This window comes from Dactylosporangium vinaceum (assembly GCF_019904175.1).
Classification (GTDB): domain Bacteria; phylum Actinomycetota; class Actinomycetes; order Mycobacteriales; family Micromonosporaceae; genus Dactylosporangium; species Dactylosporangium vinaceum.
This window is the reverse complement of sequence record NZ_CP061913.1, coordinates 10946990-10964288: the sequence shown is the minus strand read 5'-3', so window position 1 is coordinate 10964288 and position 17299 is coordinate 10946990. Positions and strand designations below refer to the sequence as shown.

Here is a 17299-nt window from a genome sequence, read left to right as displayed (position 1 = left end):
ATGCCCGTGCAGGTACCCGAGACGATGAAGCGCATCGTCCACTTCGGATCCCGCAACTACGGCCAGCTCACGGCCGGGCGGCGGATGCTGCCGCAGTTCCTCATCTGCGGCGGGCAGCGGTGCGGCACGACCTCGCTCTACCGCGCGCTCGCCGCGCACCCCGCGGTCATCAAGGCGGTGCTGCACAAGGGAGTGCACTACTTCGACGTCGGATACCACCACGGCCTTCGCTGGTACCGCGGGCACTTCCCCCTGCAGCGCCGGGCCGAACGGGTCCGGGCCGAGTTCGGCGTGCCCGCCCAGACGTTCGAGTCGAGCCCGTACTACATGTACCACCCGCACGCCCTGGCCCGCATCGCCGCCGACCTGCCCGGCGTCCGCCTCGTGGTGCTCGTGCGCGACCCGGTCGAGCGGGCCTACTCCCAGCACGCCCACGAGGTCGCCCGCGGCTTCGAGCCCGAGGTCGAGTTCGCCCGGGCCCTGGAGCTGGAGCAGGAGCGGCTGGACGGGCAGCGGGACAAGCTGCTGGCCGACCCGTTCGCCTACAGCTTCGCCCACCAGCACCATGCCTACCGGGCCCGCGGGGAGTACATCGAGTACATCGAGCCGATGGCCCGCCTGCTCGGCCGCGACCGCATCCACGTCATCGACAGCAGCGAGTTCTTCGAGCGGCCCGAGCCGGTCTACGACGCCGTGGTGGAGTTCCTCGGCCTGCCGCACGTCAACTCCTACCCGCTCTTCGACAGGCACAACGCCCGGCCCCGCAACCGCCTCGACGACTCGATCGCCCAGCAGCTGGCCGCGCACTACGCCCCCTACGACGAGCGGCTGGCGAACTTCCTGGGGTACAAGCCCTCCTGGATGCGGCAGTGACCACCACGTGGTCCGGCTCGGGCGGGCTGCGGACGCTCGAGCGGCCCACGGCCGAGTCGCCCGGCGGGATGCTGCGCGGTGCGGCCCGCGGCGGCATCGCCAACCTGGCCGGCACCGTCTGCACCGGCCTGGCCGGCGTCGGCGTCACCTGGCTGGCCGCGCGCGCCCTCGACCCGCACGCGGCCGGCGCGTTCTTCGCCGCCACGGCCACGTTCGGCCTGGGCGTGACGGTGGCCAAGCTCGGCGTGCAGACGTCGCTTGTGTACTGGCCGGCCCGGATGCGCGCGGTCGGCGACCTGTCCCGGTTCGGCGAGTGCCTGCGCATCGCGATGGCCCCGGTCGCGGTGGCCGCGCTGTGCATCACCGCCGGGCTCTGGTTCGCCGCCGACCTGCTGCCCGGGCGGCCCGACCTGGTGCGCGCCCTCGCGCTGTTCCTGCCGGCCGCCGCGTTCACCGACGTGCTGCTGTCCACCACCCGCGGGCTGCGCTCCATGCGCCCCACGGTGCTGCTGGACCGGGTCATGCGCCCGGCCGCCCAGCTGGTGCTGCTGGTGCTGGTCTGGGCCGCGGGCTGGGGCGAGCAGGTCTTCGCCGGGCTGTGGGCCCTGCCGTACATCCCGACGGCGCTGCTCGCGGGCTATGCCATGCGATCCCTGAAAAGCACGTTGCGCCTCGACAAGTCCGACGAGACCGACTTCACGCCCAGGCGCTTCTGGTACTTCACCACGCCCAGGGCCGTCGCCAGCTTCGCCCAGATGGCCCTCCAGCGCGTCGACGTGCTCATGGTCGCCGCGCTGGCCGGCCTCGCCCCCGCCGCCATGTACGCGGTCGCCGGCCGGTTCGTCATCCTCGGCCAGTTCGTCAACCAGGGCGTCTCCCAGTCGGTCCAGCCGCGGCTGGCCGAGCGCCTGGCGGTCCGCGACACCGACGGCGCCAACCTGCTCTACCGGCAGGCGACGGCGTGGGTCGTGCTGTGCTGCTGGCCGCTGTACATCCTCGTGTTCACCTACGCCCCGCTGTACCTGGGCCTCTTCGGCGAGCACTACGAGAACGGCGTCGGCGTCGTGCGCGTCCTCGCCGCCGCGATGCTCGTGGCCACCGCCTGCGGCATGGTCGACGTGGTGCTGGCCATGGCCGGGCGGACCTGGTGGAACCTGGCCAACGTCGGCCTGGCCCTGCTCGTCATGCTCGGCGTCGACGCGCTGCTCATCCCCCGCAGCGGCGCGTTCGGCGCGGCCACCGGCCTCGCGGCCGCGGTGCTCGTGAACAACCTGGTCCCGCTCGTGCAGGTCGTGCGCGGGCTGGGGCTGCACCCCTTCGGCCGGGCCACGCTCATCGCCGCCGCCATGGCGACCGCGTGCTTCGCCGTGCCGCAGCTGGTGCTGTGGCCGCTGCACCCCGGATTGATCGTGAAATTCGCCGCCACGGGGGCGGGTGCCGTCGCGTACTGCTACGCGGCGGTGCGCTTGAGAACAGTGCTGATGCAAGGGGGGCGAGGACGATGAGAACGGACTACGCGGAGGTCTTCCAGTCGGAGGCGGCGGTCGACAAGTACGAGCGGGTGGTGTACGCGCCGGAGACCTACGCAACGGCGGTGAGCGGGCGGCAGCGGGCCTTCCTGCGCCGGCTGGTGCGGCGGGAGTTCACGGCGCGGCGCCCGGTCCAGCACGACTTCGCGTGCGGCACCGGGCGGGCCATCAAGCTGCTGCACGGCGTGGTGCGGGCCGCGCACGGGTACGACACCTCGGAGCAGATGCTCGCCAAGGCCCGGGAGGCGGGCGTCTACGCGAAGCTGCACCAGGTGGCGGAGGACGGGCCGGTGCCGGAGCCGGCCACCACCGACGGGCCGGCGCTCGTCACGGTGTTCCGGCTGCTGCTCAACGCCCCGAAGGACGTGCGCGACCGAGCGATCGCGTTCGCCGCCCGGCTGCTGCCGGAGGCCGACTCGGGGCTGCTCGTCGTGGAGAACCACGGCAACCGCTCGTCGCTGCGCCACCTGCGCCACCGCCGGCACCGCGGCAACACGTGGTTCGCCGAGCTGCAGCACGCCGAGGTCGAGCAGCTGCTGGCCCGGCACGGCTTCGAGGTCATCGACCGCCGCGGCTTCGCCGTGTTCCCGGCCGGCGCCTACCGCCGGGAGTGGCTGCGGCCCATGGCCCGCCGGGCCGACGACCTCGCCACCCGCTCACGCCGTCTCTCCGGGGTGGCTACCGACGTTCTCTATGTAGCCAGGAGGATCCCCAAGTAGGAGTTGGTTGTGAAGCGGATCGTCGTGACCGGTGTCGTCGTGGCCGTGCTCGTCGCGGTCGCGGCGACAGTGACGCTTGTCGTGCTGCAACAGGGTAAGCGCGAGCAGCCGCCGTCGGCGGCCCCCTCGTCCACAGTGGACACGGTGGACAAGGGGTCGCCCCCGGCCATCGCGACGTCGCAGGGGCCGTTCGCGGCCGGCCCCGTCGGTCCGCCGAAGCACGGCTCCTACCTCGGCGCCTGGGTCCGGCCCGACCACCTCACCGAGCCGGGCCGGCTGGCCGCGATGACCGCCTACGAGCAGGAGCTCGGGCGGAAGATGGCGATCGTCAACACGTACCGCCGCTTCGACGAGAACTTCATCAACGACTCCGACCGTGCGTTCGCGGCCCGCGGCAGCACCATGATGCTGTCGTGGGCCGGCGGCGACACCCGGCTCATCACGATGGGCCGCTACGACGACCTGATCCGCCAGCGGGCGAAGGAGCTCAAGGCGTTCGGGCGCCCGGTGCTGCTGCGCTACCGCTGGGAGATGGACCGGCCCAACCTGCGGGCCCAGATGTGGTCCGGGGCGGACTACATCGCGGCGTGGAAGTACGTGCGCAACATCTTCAACCAGGAGGGCGCGACGAACGCGTCATGGGTGTGGTGCCCCACGGCCGAGGGCTTCCAGGGCGGCTACGCGGCCGACTTCTACCCCGGTGACGACCAGGTCGACTGGGCCTGCGTGGACGTCTACGCCGGCACGAAGTACGGCGAGATCGGCGACCTGATGCGCCCGTTCCTCGAGTTCTGCGCGAAGCACCCGAGCAAGCCGGTGATGATCGGCGAGTTCGGCATCGCCCGCAGCTGGGGCACCGAGCAGCGGGCCGCGTGGCTGCGGGACGCCTCGATGACGTTCAAGGTGAACCCGCAGATCCGCGCGGTGCTCTATTTCGAGTCCGACCCCACCGAGAACAAGGGCCCGACGAACCAGTACATGGTGTCCGACGACCCGGGCGTGCTCGAGGCGTTCCGCTCGTCGATCGCCCAGGACGCGTACTTCAAGCCGATGGCGGCCAAGGGCTCAAAGTAGTGCCAGCTCCCGGCCCTGGCGCTCGGCCGCGGCCAGGGTCGGGGCCCAGCGGCCGCCGTCGAACACGTTGCCGCCGATCGCCGCCGTCGAGGCCGCGTCCGGCTCGATGACCGTGAACCGGGGGTCGAGCGACTCCCGCTGGAGCAGCGGCATCCGGGGCGCCAGCACTGTCACCGTGTCGTAGTCGGCGGCCAGGTCGGCGTTGGTCCGGGACCGCAGCCCGCCGTCCATGTACCGCCCGCCGTTGACCGGGATCGGCGGGAAGAGGCACGGCACCGCGCAGCTGGCGGTGACGGCGGGGACCAGCGGTACACCCGAAGCGGCATTCCAGACGACCGGATCCCCGGTCCGGCAATCGGTGGCCGTCACCGTGAGCCGCTCCGGCCAGCCCTCGATCGGCAGCCGCCGCCCGAACGCGGCCAGCCACGGCTCCGGCGGCCCCACCGCGGCCCGCAGGGCTATGGCACCGATCTGCCGGCGCATGTCGGCCGGGTCCAGCGACTCGTCCTGCAGCAGCCCGAACGCGATCGGGCCGAGGCTCCAGTCGGCCTCCAGCGGCGGGTCGGCGGGCCCGAGCGGCGCCTCGACGGCGGCCGCGGTGCGCGGATCACCGAACGCGGCGATGAGGGCGCCGGTCATGGCGCCGGCGGACGTGCCGAGGATCAGGTCGGCCCGGGCGAGGTCGACACCCCTGTCGTGCAGGCCGATGAGGATGCCGAGTTGCCAGGCGACGCCGGTGATCCCTCCGGCGCCGAGGACGAGCGCGGTGCGTTGCATCCATCCTGCTTAACACGCGATGTTGAACCGGCCGCAGCGATCAGGAGACCGGCGCCGACCAGGAGCACCCCCGTGATCTTCGCCGGGCCCGGGAGCGCGCGGTCCACGATCGCCGCCGTGATCAGCGCGAACACCGGCACCAGGGCCACGAACACGCCCGCCCGGTCGACCCCCAGCCCGGCCACCCCCGTGTACCAGCAGACGAACGCCACGACCGTCAGGATCAGCCCGAGAAACGCGACAGCGGCCGCCTCCGACGGGTCCGGCAGGCGCGGGCGCTCCGCCGTGAAGGGCAACAGCACCAGCAGCAGTGGTACCGCCAGAGCCGTGCTCCACGCCGAGACGCGCACCGGCCCCAGCCGGGGCAGCAGCGGCGCCGCCAACAGCGAGAAGGCGGCCTCGCACAGCAGCACCCCGACGGCCGCGACGAGCCCCTTGGTGTCGTGCGCGCCGAAGCCGGAGACAAGCGCGGCTCCCACGACGACGACAGCGGCCGCGCCGAGCAGCCGCGGCGCCGGGCGGCGACCCTCCTGCAGCGGACCCAGCAGCGCCAGGAGCAGCGGGCTGACGCCGACGATGGTGGCGATGACGGCCGGGTCCGCGTGCTTGAGGGAGTACAGGAGGAGCAGGTTGAACCCGACGAGCCCGGTCGCGGCGACGAGCGCGAGCCTGACGATCTCGCTCCCGGACGGGTGAATCCGGGCCCGCTCGCGCAGCACCAGCGCGAAGAGGGCGAGGGCGGCCAGCGCGTAACGAATCGCCTGGCCGGTGAGGATCGGATACGCGACGATCGATCGGCTCACCACGAACGAGCTGCCGAGAATCGCGCAGGTCAGCATGCAGTACATGGTGTGGCGACGGGTCATGAGCGAGACCTTACGAGCGCCAGTGGTACCCGCTACAGTGCCACCGAGTGCGGCTTTTAGGGGGCCACTTTCGTGTCGGTGTGGGAGGCGCTCGTCGAGCTCGACCGCACCCGGCCGCGGGTGGGGGAGCAGCTCGTCGGAGCGCTGAGGGAAGCGATCAGGCAGGGCCGCCTGGCGCCCGGGACCCGCCTGCCCTCGACCCGTGACCTGGCCGCCGACCTGGGCGTCTCGCGCGGCCTGGTGGTCGGCGCCTACGAGCAGCTGGCCGCCGAGGGCCGCCTGGTCAGCCGGCGCGGCTCGGGCACCGTTGTCGCCGAGGTGGCCGCGGCCGTCCCCCGCCGCCGCGGCGACCTGGTCGAGCGCCGGGCCGCCGTGGCCCCGCTGCGCCCCGGCGTCCCCGACCTGGGCGCCTTCCCGCGCACCGCCTGGCGCCGCGCATACGAGACGGCCTTGACGAGCGCCCTGGACGCCGACTTCGACTACGGCGACGCGACGGGCGTACCGAGGCTGCGCACCGAGCTGGCCGGCTACCTGGGCCGCGTCCGCGCCGCCCTGATCCCGCCCGACGGCCTGATCGTCACCGCCGGCGTCACCCAGGGCCTGGCCCTGCTGGCCCGGGTCCTGCTGGCCCGCGGCACCCGGCGGATCGCCCTGGAGGACCCGGGCTCGGCCGCCCTCCGCGACCACCTGGCCCGCCTGGGCCTGGACGTGATCCCCGTTCCCGTCGACGCCGACGGCCTGGACGTGGCCGCCCTGACCCGCACCCGGGTCCGCGCCGTCCTGCTCACGCCGGCCCACCAGTTCCCGACCGGCGTGGTGCTGGCCCCGGGCCGCCGAGCCGAGGTGATCGCCTGGGCCCGCCGCACGGACGCCCTGGTGGTCGAGGACGACTACGACGCCGAGTACCGCTACGACCGCGAGCCCGTAGCCTGCCTGCAGGGCCTGGCCCCGGACCGCGTCGCCCTGGTCGGCTCGGTGAGCAAGGTCCTGGCTCCCGGCCTGCGCCTGGGCTGGCTGACCGCCCCACCCGACTGGCTGCCCGACCTGTACGCAGCCAAGCACGACGCCGACAACGGCGGCCCGGCGCTGCAGCAGCTGGCCTTCGCCGAGTTCCTGTCCGGCGGCGGCTACGACCGCCACCTGCGCCGGGCCCGCCGCCTCCACCGGGAACGCCGCGACACCATGGTCGCAGCCCTGCGCCGCCACTTGCCGCGCGCCCGGATCACCGGCATCGCGGCGGGCCTGCACCTGGTCGTTGAGCTCCCGGCCGGCGTCGACGATCTGGCTCTGGCCGAGCGGGCCGCGGCGGCCGGCCTGGGCCCGCTGGCCCTGTCCACCCTGCGCATCCGCAAGTCCGGCCCGGGCGGCCTGGTCCTGGGCTACGCCGCCCACACCCCGCACGAGCTGACGACCGCCGTCCGGAAGCTGGCGACGCTCCTGTGACAGTCGCCGCCGTGGTGCTGCTCGGTGGGTGGGGTAGCGGCTACCGTCGGAGGCATGTCGCAGCAATTCGTTCCACTTGCCGAGCACGTCGCCGATGCGCTGCTCGAATGTGCGCCCGCGCTCGCGGCCAGCGCCGGGGATCATCGGTTCGACACGCGGCTGCCGGACTACTCCGCGGAGGGGGTGGCCGGAGACGTCGACATGCTGCGGGACGCGGCGGCGGCGCTGAGCCAGGTCGACGTCGACGAGCTCGAGCCGCAGGACCAGGTCGACCACGCGGTGCTGCTGGCGCGGGTGGAGCGGATGCTGTTCGAGCGGACCGAGATCCGCGAGCACGAGTGGAACCCGCTGGTGCACAACCCCGGCTCGCTGCTGCACGGGCTCATCTCGCGGCCCTTCGCGCCGGCCGAGGAGCGGCTCATGTCGATCGCGGCCCGGCTCAGTGCGATTCCGGACTCCCTCGCCACCGCGCGCGAAGTGCTTGGCGACGCGCCCCGGGTGCACGTCGAAACCGCCATAGGCCAGTTCGGGGGTACCGCAAGGCTGGTGCGCGAGGAGCTCAACGAGCTCTTCAAGGAGGCGCCGGGGATGGCCGAAGTGGTCGCGCCGGCGCAGGAGCGGGCCGCGGCCGAGCTCGACGCGTTCGCGGAGTGGCTGAAGGGCCGCCTGGAGTCGTCCGACCGCGACCCGCGCCTCGGGCGGCGGCTGTGGGAGGCGCGGCTCTGGCACACGCTCGACACCGAGCTCGGCGCGGCCACCGTGCTGGAGCGGGCCGAGGCCAACCTGGAGCGGGTGAGCGCGGCGCTGCGGGCGACCGCGGCCGAGCTGACCGGGGGGCCGCAGAGCGACGCGACGGTGCGGGCGGCGCTCGCGCAGGCCGCGGCCGACGCGCCGGACAACGACACGATCGTCGAGCTGGCCAAGGTGTCGCTCGACGAGGCGACCGCGTTCGCCCGGGAGCACGACCTCATCACGCTCATCGACGACCCGCTCGTCATCATGGAGATGCCCGAGTTCGCGCGGGGCGTCGCGGTGGCCTACTGCGACCCGCCCGGGCTGCTGGAGCCGGCCGAGCTGCCGACGTTCTTCTGCATCTCACCGACCCCCTCGGACTGGTCGGACGGGCGGGTGGCGTCGTTCTTCCGCGAGTACAACAGCCACATGCTGCGCGACCTCACCGTCCACGAGGCCACGCCCGGGCACTACCTCCAGCTGGCCCACGCCCGGCGGTTCCGCGGCCGCACCCGCGCCCGGGCCATCGGCTGGAGCGGGCCGTTCGTCGAGGGCTGGGCCGTCTACGCCGAGGAGTTCATGGCCGACCGGGGCTTCGGCGGGCTGCCGGTGCGCCTGCAGCAGCTCAAGATGCAGCTCCGGATGAGCATCAACGCGATCATCGACCAGCGCGTCCACTGCGACGGGATGACCGAGTCCGAGGCGATGACCCTGATGATGGAGCGCGGCTTCCAGGAGGAGGGCGAGGCGGCCGGCAAGTGGCGCCGCGCGCTGCTCAGCTCGACCCAGCTTTCGACGTACTTCGTCGGGTACACCGAAATCCGGGAGATCGCCGATGCCCGGCCGTCCGGCGTCACGCTGCGCGACTGGCACGACCGGATGCTCGCGCACGGTTCCCCGCCGCCGCGCCACCTGCGCACGCTGCTGGATCTCGACTGACTCCCGCGGCGGTGGTGCGTTGCGCCTGGCGAAGGCCGTGCGCAGCTCCCGAGCGGGCTCCCGGCCCACAACGGTGACCAATGCGTGCCAGGGGGTGCGGGTGGGCGGAGCCCCCCGCTGGGGAGCGACCGAGGGGAGCGCGAAATACTGTCCGTGCCGCACCGTGGCGGCCGACCAAACAAAATTCTGCAAGGAGTGACACGACAGTGGCCACTATCGAAGCAATCGGCGCGCGGGAGATCCTCGACTCGCGGGGCAACCCGACGGTCGAGGTCGAGGTCGTTCTCGACGACGGGACGCTGGCCCGGGCGGCGGTTCCCTCGGGCGCCTCCACCGGCGCGTTCGAGGCCAACGAGCTGCGCGACGGCGACACCAAGCGCTACCTGGGCAAGGGTGTCGAGAAGGCCGTCGAGAACGTCAACGAGCGCATCGCCGAGGCCGTCCGCGGGTTCGACGCCACCGAGCAGCGCCTCGTCGACCAGGCCATGCTCGACCTCGACGGCACGCCGGAGAAGTCGGAGCTCGGCGCCAACGCGATCCTGGGCGTCTCACTGGCCGTGGCCAAGGCGGCCGCCGACTCGGCCGGCCTGAGCCTGTTCAAGTACCTGGGCGGCCCCAACGCGCACCTGCTGCCGGTGCCGATGATGAACATCCTCAACGGCGGGGCCCACGCGGACTCCAACGTCGACATCCAGGAGTTCATGATCGCGCCGATCGGCGCCCCGACGTTCCGCGAGGCGCTGCGGACCGGTGCCGAGGTGTACCACACCCTGAAGTCCGTGCTGAAGAAGAAGGGCCTGGCCACCGGCCTGGGCGACGAGGGCGGCTTCGCCCCGAGCCTGCCGACCAACGCGGCCGCGCTCGACCTGATCGCCGAGGCCGTCGAGAAGGCCGGCTACTCGCTGGGCAGCGACATCGTGCTCGCGCTCGACGTGGCCGCCACCGAGTTCTACAAGGACGGCAACTACGCGTTCGAGGGCGGCACCAAGTCGTCCGCCGAGATGATCGCGTACTACACCCAGCTCGTCGACGCGTACCCGATCGTCTCGATCGAGGACCCGCTGAACGAGGAGGACTGGGACGGCTGGAAGGCGATGACCGACGCCCTCGGCTCGCGCATCCAGATCGTCGGCGACGACCTGTTCGTCACCAACCCGCAGCGCATCGCCCGGGGCATCGCCACCGACACGGCCAACGCGGTCCTGGTGAAGGTCAACCAGATCGGCTCGCTGACCGAGACCCTCGACGCCGTGGACCTCGCGCACCGCGCGGGCTTCCGCACGATGATGTCGCACCGCTCCGGTGAGACCGAGGACACCACGATCGCCGACCTCGCCGTGGCCCTGGGCACCGGTCAGATCAAGACCGGCGCGCCGGCCCGCTCCGAGCGGGTGGCGAAGTACAACCAGCTGCTCCGTATCGAGGACGAGCTGGACGACGCGGCGCGCTACGCGGGCCGGGGCGCCTTCCCGCGGTACCGTTAACCGTTCTTGACCGCCCGCGGCCTCACGCTCTGGGGCCGCGGGCCGTACGGACTCCGGGAGGAGCGATGCAGCCACGCAGGCGGCCGGGCGGGCGCAGCGGCGGCCCACGCGGCGCTTCTCCCCGGGCTGCGGCGCGCGGCTCCCAGCGCGCCGGCCGCGCACCGTCCCGGCCCGTGGCCCGGCGGGCGGTCTCGCCCGGCGGCGCCGCGATGCGCACCCGGGCACCGCAGCCGCGCCGGTTCACCAGCCGCGCCGTCGTGCTCAGCCTGGTCCTGCTGGTGCTGCTGCTCGCCTACGCGTACCCCGTGCGGGTCTACCTGGCCCAGCAGGCCGAGATCGCGGCCCTCGAGGAGAGCCAGGCGCACCAGGCCGCGAAGGTCGCCGAGATGCAGGCCCGGGCCAAGAAGTGGGACGATCCCGAATACGTGATCTCCCAGGCCCGCCAGCGGCTGCACATGGTGCTGCCGGGTGAGAAGCCCTACGTGGTCGTGGACCCGGCCAACAACGCCGAGGCCGACCCCGACGACGTCCCGGGCGCCCCGAAGCCGCCCCGGCCCTGGTACGGCAAGCTCTGGTCGAGTATCGAGGCGGCGGACAAGCAGTGACGGAATTCCAGCCGGCCACCGACGAGGATCTCGCGGTGGTCGCGGCCCAGCTCGGCCGCACGCCCCGCGGCACCCGCGCGGTCGCCCACCGCTGCCCCTGCGGCCTGCCCGACGTCGTGGAGACGACGCCCCGGCTGCCGGACGGCACCCCGTTTCCGACGCTGTTCTACCTGACCTGCCCGCGCGCGGTGCACGAGTGCAGCCGCCTGGAGTCGTCCGGCCTGATGCGCGAGATGGGCGCCCGGCTGGCCGCGGACCCGGAGCTGGCCGCGCAGTATCAGCTGGCGCACGCGGACTACCTGCGCCGCCGCGAGTCGGTCGGCCACGTCCAGGAGATCGACGGCGTCTCCGCCGGTGGCATGCCGACCCGGGTGAAGTGCCTGCACGTCCACCTCGGCCACGCCCTGGCCGTGGGTGAGGGCGTCAACCCGTTCGGTGACGAGACAGTCAAGCTGGCCGGCGAGTGGTGGGCCCAGGGCCCCTGCGTCGACCGGCCGGCCGCGTCTGCGCCGGACAGTGCCCCGGCGGACTCACTCGATGCTGGTGACGACTGACCGCAGGATCTCGTACCCCTCCGCCTCGTCCTGCGTCCCCGTGTGCGGCCGGCGGAAGCGGCGCACCTCGACAGCGATGTCCGACAGCGCCCACCGCAGCTGGAACAGCATGATCGTCGACGGGCGGACCAGCACGCCGGTGGCCTCGGCGTAGGCCGCGAAGATCGACCCGTCGCCCGGCTCGATCAGCCACAGGTCCCGCTCCGGCGGCGACACCAGCACCGTGTCCCAGTCGATGAGCCGCCACCCGGTCGGGGTCCGCATGGTGTTGCCCGAGTGCGGCTCGCCGTGGGTGAGCACGGCCCGGACCGGCTCGGTGCGGCTCTGCAGCACCAGCTCGTCGTAGCGGGCCAGGACCCTCTGCAGCGGCCGGCGGTGCTCCTCCAGGAGGTCGGCAGCCGGCACCGCGTAGGGTCCGCAGCCCGCCGACTCGCCGGGCTGCCGCAATGCCTGCTCGACCTCGTCGCGGTAGAGCACCGCGAAGTCGTCCACCCGGGCGTGCCGGCGCGCGATCGGCGGCGCCGTGTGCAGCCGGATGATCATGTCCAGGGTGGCCTGGCGGTGGGTCGGGCCGGTGAACGCGTTCCAGTCGAAGCTGGCGCCCTCGACGAACGGGTACAGCGCGATCGTGAACGGCCCGTGGTGCACCGTGCTGGCCCCGCTCAGCGCCGGGATCGGGGCGACGACGAAGGCGTGCCCGGTGGCGTGGAGGTCGGCCGCCGTGCGCAGCGACGCGTCGAGCTTGGCCGGGTCGGCCGGCTCGTCGACGTTCACGAACCAGCGGAAGCCCGCGGTGTCGACGACCTCCCAGTGATGGGAGCCGAAGCCGACGGGCTGGTAGCCGAGCGATTTGACCGGAATGCCCCACTCTCGGCCGATCAGGGCCCCGAGCGCGTCCTCGGGGAGTCCGGCCGGTGGGGTCAGCACCCAAAGAAGGTACGTCAGACTTCTTGCCGAAGCGGGGTCGGATGCCCGCCACGTGCAAACAGTCGGATTAATGACTCAGCACGCCGTGCCATTGACGGAGCAGCTGGTAGGTGCTTGTGCCGGCCCTTTCGCCTCGAAGCCCATCCGGATCGCGCCGCCCGCCTCCAGGTAGGTGTTGTACGCCTGGGAGCGCAGCACCAGCCGCCCGGGCGCCTGCTCCGTCTTGGCGCCCCACGTCGAGGTGACGTCGACGTCTTTGGGCAGCTCCAGCTGCACGATCCAGCCCATGAGCGGCCGGCTGCCCAGGTTGGTGACGGTGACCTCGGCGTTGAAGCCGTCCTTCCACTTGCTGCGCACCGCGTAGTCGGCCTTCACCGTGCCGGGGGCGGCGGTGGCCCGGGCGCTCGCCCCGGGGCTGGCCTTCGGCGGGCCGGTCGTGCTCGCCACGGGTGTCATCGGCTGCGGGCTCTTGTTGATATAGAGCACGGTCATGGTGGCGGCCACCGCCGTCATGAGCGCCGTGGTGAGGATGAGCACCCGATCGCGTGTCAGAAGCCACATCCGCGCGCCACTACCCTTGCGCCATGGAGGTAATCGTCCGGCGGGCACGAACCGCCGACGTCCGGGGCATCCGGAGGCTCGTCGCGATGTACGTCGCCGACCGCCGGCTGCTGTCCAAGCCCACCGTCGCCCTGTATGAGGCCGTGCCGGAGTTCTGGGTGGCCGAGCGCACGGATGACGGTGCGATAGTCGGGTGCGGCGCGCTGCACGTCATGTGGGAGGACCTGGCCGAGGTCCGCACGGTCGCGGTCGACCCGCTCCTGCGCGGGCACAAGATCGGCCACCGGATCGTCGCCGAGCTGCTCGACGCCGCCCGCGAGATCGGGGTGCGCCGGGTGTTCGTGCTGACCTTCGAGACCCGCTTCTTCGGCTCGTTCGGCTTCGTGCCGATCGATGGCACCCCGGTCACCCACCCGGTCTACGAGGAGCTCCTGCGCTCCTACGACGAGGGGGTCGCGGAGTTCCTCGACCTCGAGCGGGTCAAGCCCAACACCCTGGGCAACCACCGCATGCTGCTGCATTTGTAGGCTTTGACCGTGAAACGAGTGGCGGCCATTGACTGCGGCACCAACTCCGTCCGGCTCCTGATCGCCGACGTCTCCGAACAGTCCGACATCTCGGACGTGACCCGGCAGATGCGGATCGTCCGGCTGGGTGAGGGTGTCGACCAGACCGGACGGCTGGCTCCGGCCGCGATCGAGCGGACCCGGGTGGCCCTTGTCGACTACGCGGCCGAGATCGCCGCGGCCGGTGTCGACGCGGCCCGGATGGTGGCCACCAGCGCCTCCCGGGACGCCGAGAACGCGGCCGACTTCCGGGCCATGGTGCTCGACACGCTCGGCTTCGCGCCCGAGGTGATCACCGGCGACGAGGAGGCCCGGCTGTCCTTCGCCGGCGCCGTGCGCGGGCTGACGGCCGCGGCGCCGTTCCTGGTCGTGGACATCGGGGGCGGCTCGACCGAGTTCGTGCTGGGCGCCGGCGACGTCGAGGCGGCGATAAGCGTCGACATCGGCTGCGTGCGGATGACCGAGCGGCACCTGCACTCCGACCCGCCGACGGCCGGGGAGATCGCGGCGGCCGAGGCCGACGTCGCGGCCGCCGTGGACCGGGCGCTGGCCTCGGTCGACGGGGCGCGGGCGGCCACGCTCGTCGGCCTGGCCGGCTCGGTGACGACAGTCGCCGCGCTGGCGCTCGGGCTGGGGGAGTACGAGCCGAAGCGCATCCACCGGGCCCGCATCTCCGCCGCGGACGTGGCGAAGGTGACCGCCGACCTGCTCGGGCGCAGCGCCGCGCAGCGGCTGGAGCACCCGGTCATGCACCCCGGCCGCGCCGACGTCATCGGCGCGGGGGCGCTGATCCTGCGGGTGATCGTCGAGCAGCTCGGCTCGTCCGCGGGCATCGACTCGGTGATCGCCTCGGAGTCCGACATTCTGGACGGCATCGCGCTGTCGCTCTCGTAAGTTGCGATGCCAACCGTAACGTTGCGCTGTCGGATTTGTGTCAGAGCTGGTCAGCCCGTGCGGCGGACCTCGGCCCGGGACTGTTCGCGCGGCTCGGCGTCGTCGCGGGCGTACCACCAGCCGTAGGTGAGCACGCCGTCACTCGGCATCGTGATGATGATCTTGGCTGGTAGGGCGCCCTCGTATGCGTTGAAGACTCCGGGCTCGCTCTGCACGAACCGCGTCACGCCGGGCAGCTCGAGGCAGGTGACGTGCAGTTCCAGCCGGCCGGCCTCGCTCGCGGTGAGGATCGTGTGCTCGACGTGCTGCAGTCCCTTGCTGTCGCTGACCGCCTCATAGTCGAGCGTGATGGCGTTGCCGCGCACCACCGAGGTCACCTTGATCCGGGCCACGAAAGGTCCGGACTCCAGCCCGTCGCCGCGGCCGCGGTAGACGCCGGGCCCCGCGGCGAGCCGTTTCAACAGATCGGTCACGGCGCACACCGTAATACGAGCACGCTCTGTGCTGCGCGGGCTGGCCCTCTCCGGCTATCGTGAGCCGTCTCCAGTGGGTCGGAGGTCGGTTTCCCAAGCTCAACCGTCTTTTTGCCCGTTAGGGTGATCTTTGCGGCATACCCCGGAAGGAAACGCATGTCTGATCAGTACCCGCCGCCCGGCAGCTACCCGCCACCCGGTGGCGGGGGATACGGCGGTGACCAGCCGTATGGGCAGCAGCCGCCGTACGGGCAGCAGCCTCCCTATGGCCAGCAGCCGCCGTCGTCGGGCGCGCCGTACGGCCAGCAGCCCGCGTCGGGCGCGCCGTACGGTCAGCAGCCCTCGTCGGGTGCCCCGTACGACCCGGCCTACGGACAGCCTCCGGCGTCCGGCTCGCCGTACGACCAGCCGCCGGCCTACGGTGCCCCGGGTGCTCCCGGTGCCCCGTTCGGCGCCCCGCCGCCGCCGAAGAAGAGCAGCGCCGGCAAGATCATCCTGATCGTCGTGGGTGTCATCCTGGTCCTCACGCTCGTCTGCTGCGGCGGCATCTTCCTCTTCGCCCGCAGCACCTGGAACGACATCGTCGACAGCGTGAACTCGGACCCGAAGAACGCGGCCGTCGGCGACTGCCTGGCCGGTGACTCGATCGGCGACTCGACGTCCAAGGACGTCAAGGTCAAGATCGTCAAGTGCGACGACTCGACCGCGAAGTACAAGGTCGTCGGTATCAAGAACGGTGTCTCGCAGACCGAGGCGCTCAAGGACGAGGCCACCGTGTGTGACGCCTGGTCCGACGCCAAGTACGTGCTCTGGCAGGGCACCGACGTCACCAGCGGCGACGCCCTCTGCCTCGACGACGCCAAGTAACCACACTCTTCTCCGTAAGGCGGTCCGCCGGTGGTGGGCCGCCTTTCGCGTGCCACCCGGTCGATCTGCCGCCGCGCCGCGAGGGTGCAGGTCGGAGCAGGCCCGGCGCCCCGACCTCCGCGCTTGATACTACTGTGCATTGCGTACTACTCTGCTTGGCGTGGACACCACTCAGCTGCTGAAGGGGGTGCTCGACCTCGCCGTGCTCGCCGTGCTGCGGGATGAGGACGGCTACGGGTACGACATCCTGCGCCGGCTGCGCTCGGCCGGCCTCGACGAGGTGGGCGACGCCTCCGTCTACGGCACCCTGCGCCGCCTCTTCCAGGCCGGCGCCCTGACCACCTACGTCGTGCCCAGCGAGTCGGGGCCGCACCGCAAGTACTACGCGCTCAACGCCGCCGGCCGGGCCCAGCTCGCCCAGTCCGGCAAGGTCTGGCACGGCTTCGCGCAGACGATGCAGACGCTCATAGGGGGAGAGGCGGCATGACGACTGCGCCGAGTGGCTCCAGCTTGGAGATCGACTACTACCTGGAGCGGGTCGCGGCCGCGCTCGCCGACCTGCCCCCGGACGTGCGCGACGACCTCATGGAGGACCTGCCCGCGCACTTCGCGGAGGTCCTCGAGGAGCAGGGCGGCTCGCTCGTCGAGCGGCTCGGCCCGCCCGACGCCTACGCGGCCGAGCTGCGCGCGGCGGCCGGCATCGAGGCCGGGCGCGCCCCGGCGGCGGCCCGCGGCGGCATCGACGTCGAGCTGCTGCGGCTGCGCCTGGGCACGCTCGACGAGCGGTCCGGGCAGGTCATCGGCTACGAGCGGGCCACCGACTTCCTGCGCCTGCTCCGCCCGGCCTGGTGGATCGCCCGCGGGGTGGCGATCGTCGTGCTGATCTTCGCGCTCGACATCATTCCCACCGACCGCCTGGACGATCCGATCGGGCTGGTGCTCATGGCCGCCGCCGCGGTGTTCTCCGTGCGCATCGGGGCCACCGGCCGGCCCCGCGTGCCCAGGACCGTCGGCATCGGGGTCAGCGTGGTCGCGGTGCTCGGCCTGCTGTTCATCGCGGTAAACCTCCCGGGCTCCCTGTGGCGCCTCTCCGACTCCAGCCGGTCCTACGACAACGGCTCCTACAACCCGTACTCGAACGTGATCGACGTCTACCCGGTCGACGAGAACGGCCGTCCGCTGCACAACGTCACGCTGTACGACCAGGACGGCAACGCGATCACCATCGGCGACCCCTACCGCTGCGACAACGATCAGGACACCGGCGGGGTGCACACGACGAGGCCCGCCTACCCGCTGTGCCCGCTCGGCCGGGTCGACCCCTCGGCGAGCTCCGCCCCATCGGTGAGCACCGTCCCCTCCGCCGGCGCGAGCCCCAGCCCCTCCGGGAGCCCGTCGGTGTCGCCGCCCCGCTAA

At 72.4% G+C, this 17299-nt stretch carries 19 protein-coding genes; 14 read left to right on the top strand and 5 right to left on the bottom strand.

The features are described 5' to 3' along the window. The 4 genes from Dvina_RS49280 to Dvina_RS49265 are packed head-to-tail and all read left to right on the top strand — an operon-like array spanning position 1 to position 4195. Positions 1–873 carry a sulfotransferase domain-containing protein gene (locus tag Dvina_RS49280; RefSeq protein WP_223098902.1) on the top strand — a complete coding sequence of 291 codons (873 nt, stop codon included), beginning with the start codon at positions 1–3 and terminating at the stop codon, positions 871–873. Beyond that, positions 870–2378 (top strand): lipopolysaccharide biosynthesis protein, encoded by a 1509-nt coding sequence (locus Dvina_RS49275; RefSeq protein WP_223098900.1) that lies wholly within the window; start codon positions 870–872, stop codon positions 2376–2378. The genes Dvina_RS49280 and Dvina_RS49275 overlap by 4 nt, the downstream gene beginning before the upstream one ends. After that, positions 2375–3121 carry a methyltransferase domain-containing protein gene (locus Dvina_RS49270; RefSeq protein WP_223098898.1) on the top strand — a complete coding sequence of 249 codons (747 nt, stop codon included), beginning with the start codon at positions 2375–2377 and terminating at the stop codon, positions 3119–3121. Before Dvina_RS49275 ends, Dvina_RS49270 begins: the two co-directional genes overlap by 4 nt. A 9-nt stretch (positions 3122–3130) precedes the next feature. Then, positions 3131–4195: a glycoside hydrolase family 26 protein gene (locus Dvina_RS49265; RefSeq protein ID WP_223098896.1), complete on the top strand. Its 1065-nt coding sequence runs from the start codon at positions 3131–3133 to the stop codon at positions 4193–4195. On the opposite strand, the gene Dvina_RS49260 is transcribed toward Dvina_RS49265, so the two are convergent. Next, positions 4187–4972 (bottom strand): patatin-like phospholipase family protein, encoded by a 786-nt coding sequence (locus tag Dvina_RS49260; RefSeq protein ID WP_223098894.1) that lies wholly within the window; start codon positions 4970–4972, stop codon positions 4187–4189. The genes Dvina_RS49265 and Dvina_RS49260 overlap by 9 nt on opposite strands. Further along, positions 4858–5838 (bottom strand): DMT family transporter, encoded by a 981-nt coding sequence (locus Dvina_RS49255; RefSeq protein WP_223098891.1) that lies wholly within the window; start codon positions 5836–5838, stop codon positions 4858–4860. Before Dvina_RS49255 ends, Dvina_RS49260 begins: the two co-directional genes overlap by 115 nt. Positions 5839–5910: 72 nt before the next feature. Between Dvina_RS49255 and pdxR the strand changes: the two genes are divergently transcribed. The 5 genes from pdxR to Dvina_RS49230 all read left to right on the top strand — a co-directional run bounded on the left by pdxR (position 5911) and on the right by Dvina_RS49230 (position 11595). Beyond that, positions 5911–7281 (top strand): MocR-like pyridoxine biosynthesis transcription factor PdxR, encoded by a 1371-nt coding sequence (gene pdxR, locus Dvina_RS49250; RefSeq protein WP_246655823.1) that lies wholly within the window; start codon positions 5911–5913, stop codon positions 7279–7281. A 54-nt stretch (positions 7282–7335) separates the two neighbouring features. Next, on the top strand, positions 7336–8952 hold the full coding sequence (locus tag Dvina_RS49245; protein ID WP_223098888.1) for a DUF885 domain-containing protein: 1617 nt from the start codon (positions 7336–7338) through the stop codon (positions 8950–8952). Between the two features lie 206 nt (positions 8953–9158). Then, complete coding sequence (gene eno / locus Dvina_RS49240) at positions 9159–10436, top strand: phosphopyruvate hydratase (RefSeq protein ID WP_223098885.1); 1278 nt, start codon at positions 9159–9161, stop codon at positions 10434–10436. 173 nt (positions 10437–10609) lie between these two features. Continuing rightward, complete coding sequence (locus Dvina_RS49235) at positions 10610–11041, top strand: FtsB family cell division protein (protein WP_246655822.1); 432 nt, start codon at positions 10610–10612, stop codon at positions 11039–11041. After that, on the top strand, positions 11038–11595 hold the full coding sequence (locus Dvina_RS49230; RefSeq protein WP_246655821.1) for a DUF501 domain-containing protein: 558 nt from the start codon (positions 11038–11040) through the stop codon (positions 11593–11595). Before Dvina_RS49235 ends, Dvina_RS49230 begins: the two co-directional genes overlap by 4 nt. Here the strand turns inward: Dvina_RS49230 and Dvina_RS49225 are convergent. Together Dvina_RS49225 and Dvina_RS49220 are read right to left on the bottom strand one after the other, a co-directional pair. Next, positions 11572–12522: a phosphotransferase gene (locus Dvina_RS49225; protein ID WP_223098880.1), complete on the bottom strand. Its 951-nt coding sequence runs from the start codon at positions 12520–12522 to the stop codon at positions 11572–11574. The genes Dvina_RS49230 and Dvina_RS49225 overlap by 24 nt on opposite strands. Before the next feature lie 75 nt (positions 12523–12597). Then, positions 12598–13083 (bottom strand): cellulose binding domain-containing protein, encoded by a 486-nt coding sequence (locus Dvina_RS49220; protein WP_223098877.1) that lies wholly within the window; start codon positions 13081–13083, stop codon positions 12598–12600. 23 nt (positions 13084–13106) lie between these two features. Between Dvina_RS49220 and Dvina_RS49215 the strand changes: the two genes are divergently transcribed. Both Dvina_RS49215 and Dvina_RS49210 read left to right on the top strand, forming a co-directional pair. Continuing rightward, the gene (locus Dvina_RS49215; protein ID WP_223098874.1) at positions 13107–13610 is read left to right on the top strand and encodes an amino-acid N-acetyltransferase; all 504 of its coding nucleotides are present in this window, start codon (positions 13107–13109) and stop codon (positions 13608–13610) included. Positions 13611–13628: 18 nt separating this feature from the next. Continuing rightward, entirely contained in the window at positions 13629–14543 is a 915-nt protein-coding gene (locus tag Dvina_RS49210; protein WP_281428419.1) for a Ppx/GppA phosphatase family protein, read from the top strand. 50 nt (positions 14544–14593) lie between these two features. On the opposite strand, the gene Dvina_RS49205 is transcribed toward Dvina_RS49210, so the two are convergent. Then, entirely contained in the window at positions 14594–15016 is a 423-nt protein-coding gene (locus tag Dvina_RS49205) for a hypothetical protein (RefSeq protein WP_223098869.1), read from the bottom strand. 156 nt (positions 15017–15172) lie between these two features. Here Dvina_RS49205 and Dvina_RS49200 point away from each other — a divergent pair, with 156 nt between their 5' ends. The 3 genes from Dvina_RS49200 to Dvina_RS49190 all read left to right on the top strand — a co-directional run bounded on the left by Dvina_RS49200 (position 15173) and on the right by Dvina_RS49190 (position 17299). Continuing rightward, positions 15173–15883, top strand: coding sequence for an LppU/SCO3897 family protein (locus Dvina_RS49200; RefSeq protein ID WP_223106260.1), 711 nt, complete (start codon positions 15173–15175; stop codon positions 15881–15883). A 160-nt stretch (positions 15884–16043) separates the two neighbouring features. Continuing rightward, positions 16044–16370 (top strand): PadR family transcriptional regulator, encoded by a 327-nt coding sequence (locus Dvina_RS49195; RefSeq protein WP_223098867.1) that lies wholly within the window; start codon positions 16044–16046, stop codon positions 16368–16370. Continuing rightward, a complete protein-coding gene (locus tag Dvina_RS49190; protein ID WP_223098865.1) occupies positions 16367–17299 on the top strand; it encodes an HAAS signaling domain-containing protein in 933 nt (310 codons plus the stop codon). The genes Dvina_RS49195 and Dvina_RS49190 overlap by 4 nt, the downstream gene beginning before the upstream one ends.